Here is a 3,660-nt window from a genome sequence, read left to right on the forward strand (position 1 = left end):
CGCTCCATCCCAAGCTTTTTTCAGCTTTTGCTTGAGGCGGATGGCCGTCAGAAATTTGGTTGCCCAAATTACCACCATCAATCCTAGAATCCCAATCGGAATCCAGTTCACATTTCCTTCCATGTTCTATTCCTTTCCACTCTGAGGCCAGTCCAAGTGAACATGTTCCTTCATTTCTCGGTAAGCCGTGTCCACTCTCTCCTTGGTCTCCTCATCTAGCTTGTCGCGGTATTTGCCACCTTGAATAAAATCTTCCAAAATATAGGTCTGGTACTTGTACAAGTCATAGCCTTCAGGAGAATAGGTCCCCTTCGGAGTTCGACTAACCCAGGTTGGATGAGCAGTCGCTGTCTTAATCTTTGTCTTGCGGCCGACCTTTTCGATGGTCACATCCATCAAGACTCCTCGCTCTGTCCACTGGGCAGTCTCCACGTCTCCCATGGTTTCCAGACGCTGATTAGAAAGGAAATTCCCCATCGAGTAGATGATGAGCTTGTTTTGACCATCTTTATTGACCACTTCAGCAGGCTCTACAACATGGGGATGCCCGCCAAAGACAATATCAGCTCCCCATGAAATCATCTTATGGTAGAGCTCTTTTTGCTCTTCTGTCGGCTCCAACTGGTATTCGATTCCCATCTGGGGCATGACAATAGTGATATCAGCCTCTTGCTCTGCCTTTTGGATCTCCGCCTTCATCCGCTCTTCATCCAAATCAGACAAGACATATGCTTGCTCCTCTGGAGTGAGCGTCGTTTCCATCCCATTAAAGCCGTAAGCATAGGCTAGAATAGCAATCTTGATGCCATTCACTTCCTTGATCACCAAGGGAGCTTGCCCTCTCTTTTCATGCGTGTAAACACCGACAGGGGTGATGCCTGCATCTTCAAAGGCCTTGGCTGTCGAATAGACCCCTTCTAGGCCTGAATCCAGGATGTGGTTGTGTCCCAAATCCATGACATCATAACCAGCATCCTTGATGGCTGGTACGACTTCGCTTGGCGCATTAAAGAGGGGATAACCTGACAAATAGTAATTCGGGTCAATGGTTCCCTCAAAATCACCCAAGGCCAGATCCGCCTTTTGTAGCCAGGGTTTGACATACTCATAATTTTCATGAAAATCATAGGTCCCATCTTCTTTTTGTGCACTCATATAGACCAGATCATGATAGAGCTGATCTCCATTAGCCATGATCCGCGCTGTATGAGGAATCTGATCAGCCGGTGTTTTTGCCTTGTACACAACCTCTGGCCGTTCCGTTGCGGTGACCGGAAAGCCTTGAAACTTTTGTACCCACAAGATGGCATTAGCCACGATAAAAACGACTGACAAGAGCACATAGACAAACTGTTCATTGGTCAGCTGAATCTTTGAAAAGAGACGATCAAAAGCCCAATCAAAGGCCGCCGATAGCTCTTTCCCCATCGTTTTGATGGTCCCTTTCACACTCTCCCACTTCTCTAACATTCCTACCTCTTCTTCGTACCTAGTTTCTCCAATGATCCGCCAACAAATTGAGCTGTCATTGAAATACTTTCTCTTCATTGTATCACAATTTTTAAGAAGAGAAAAAAGAGAGCAGGACAGAAGCGCCATTGTTTAGAAACGCTTCATCGTCCTGCTCCTGCACAGTTGATGGATTCATGTAATTGATCGATCATCACTTCTTATCATTTGATTTGGACAAGCTGATTGCAACCATGACAAGACTTAGGAAAAAGGCCGAAAGCAACCCTTTTGTCGTCCGATTCATAAAAGGTTGATGGAATACAAAATGATTATAGGCAGTAAATCCTAATCCAATCAGAGTTACCATAGCTGAAAGCGTAAAAATCATTCGCCACAAATTTCTTTTTTTCATCATAAACTCCGTTTTTCGATCTACTAGAAAGGCCCTCTTATCTCAATGCTTTTAACAAATAACCATAACCTTCTTGCTCCATGTCCTCTTTTGGAATAAAGCGCAGAGAGGCCGAATTGATACAATAGCGAAGGCCACCTTGGTCTTTGGGTCCATCGGTGAAGACATGGCCGAGATGGGCATTGCCTGAGCGGGAACGAACTTCGATCCGCTCCATTCCATGGCTATGGTCCTGGTAATAGTGGACCACATCTTTGGCAATGGGACGGGAGAAACTTGGCCAGCCACAGCCAGATGCAAACTTATCCTTGGCAAAAAAGAGTGGCTCCCCAGTCGTAATATCCACATAGATGCCCTCTTCAAAGGTCTGATCATAGGCATTGTGGAAAGGACGTTCCGTCGCACTTTCTTGAGTGACTTGGTACTGCTCTGCTGTTAGTTTCGCTTTTAAGGTTTCCTGATCTGGCTTCTGATAGGCTGCTGGATCAATCAAGGGCTGCTCAGCATCCGTCACATCGATGTGGCAATAGCCTCCAGGATTCTTCTTGAGGTAGTCTTGGTGGTAATCCTCAGCTAGGATATAGTGGCGCAAGGGTTCCAACTCAACCGCAATTTTGCGGCCTAGTTGCTTCTCTTCTTCCGCAAACACTTGGGCGATCACTTCACGATCTGCCTCGTTTGTATAATAGACACCGGTTCGATATTGGCGGCCTCGATCATTTCCCTGCTTGTTAATGGACAAGGGATCGATCACCCGGAAATAGTAGAGCAGAATCGCTCGTAGGGTGATTTTATTTGGATCGTAGATGACCTGAACGGTCTCTGCATGATCCGTTTCCTTGATCAGTTGGTAATTGGTCGTTTCTACCTGGCCATTGGCATAGCCCACCGTCGTCTCTTCTACACCGAGGATCCGTGAAAAATATTCCTCTAAGCCCCAAAAACAGCCACCTGCTAGATAAATCTCTGCCATCTTTTTTCCTCGCTTCCTGCATTCCCCACAAGGAACGCTTCTTACTATTAGCTCCATCATAATCCAAGAGCCTCAGATTTTCAAGGATTCTGCATCAAAAATCCCTTCTACTATATGTAAAAGGGATTCAATCCTTCTTATTTTTCAAATAAGAAAAAGAGCGAGTAATAGAAGTTCCAAAATGATAGGGTTAACTGATGTAGTAAATCATGAAGGACTATCATGACCAACACCTCCTCTGAATATCTGTGGACAAACACAAAGCTAGATTCAACTACAAAACCACAGTCGGTCCATAAACCTGTAACTGAGGCTTCACTACCTCATAATGCCAGTGATCATAAGCTCGCCAAGCTTGAAAGGCTTCTTCGTTCAATGCTAGCCCACCCAGACCAATCAATAGACTGGCGGTCTGGTAAAACTTTTCCAACTCAATCAACAGACGATTGTCTACCCGCCTAGCCTTTCGTAAGCCTTTCAATATCTGATCTAGATTTTCTCGAAATCGAAGGGCATCTAAACTGGGGGTGAATCCTTTAGAAAAGGCTGTTTGAAGAAGGGTGATCGTCGTTCTTGCCTCTTGAATCACATCCCTTTCTTCCATAGAAATCACCTTCCTTTTCACCTCCATTGTACACCTTTTTCTCTCTATAAAAATGGAAAATCCCTAAAACTAGGAACAGAATGAGGTTGGGTCAAAAGTCCTAGCCTCTCAATTATTTTTGGATTGTCGAGCAAGACGCAGTGGTTGAGTGGGCTCTACTACGCTGATTTCATCAGCTTTTACAGCCCTACTCAACTGTGCGGAGGTGGGACGACGAAA

Annotated in this window: 4 protein-coding genes; all 4 read right to left on the bottom strand. The window is 45.2% G+C overall.

Annotated features, from left to right (window positions below; genetic code table 11):
- Positions 1-126 precede the first annotated feature (126 nt).
- The 4 genes from PAN06_RS13250 to PAN06_RS13265 all read right to left on the bottom strand — a co-directional run bounded on the left by PAN06_RS13250 (position 127) and on the right by PAN06_RS13265 (position 3,468).
- A complete protein-coding gene (locus PAN06_RS13250) occupies positions 127-1,470 on the bottom strand; it encodes a CapA family protein (RefSeq protein ID WP_269796561.1) in 1,344 nt (447 codons plus the stop codon).
- Positions 1,471-1,663: 193 nt separating this feature from the next.
- On the bottom strand, positions 1,664-1,867 hold the full coding sequence (locus tag PAN06_RS13255) for a hypothetical protein (RefSeq protein ID WP_083312666.1): 204 nt from the start codon (positions 1,865-1,867) through the stop codon (positions 1,664-1,666).
- A 34-nt stretch (positions 1,868-1,901) separates the two neighbouring features.
- On the bottom strand, positions 1,902-2,837 hold the full coding sequence (gene msrB / locus PAN06_RS13260; RefSeq protein WP_070665616.1) for a peptide-methionine (R)-S-oxide reductase MsrB: 936 nt from the start codon (positions 2,835-2,837) through the stop codon (positions 1,902-1,904).
- 274 nt (positions 2,838-3,111) lie between these two features.
- On the bottom strand, positions 3,112-3,468 hold the full coding sequence (locus PAN06_RS13265) for a helicase BlpT (RefSeq protein WP_070466577.1): 357 nt from the start codon (positions 3,466-3,468) through the stop codon (positions 3,112-3,114).
- Positions 3,469-3,660: the final 192 nt, after the last annotated feature.

It is taken from the genome of Streptococcus sp. SM3, from assembly GCF_027497875.1.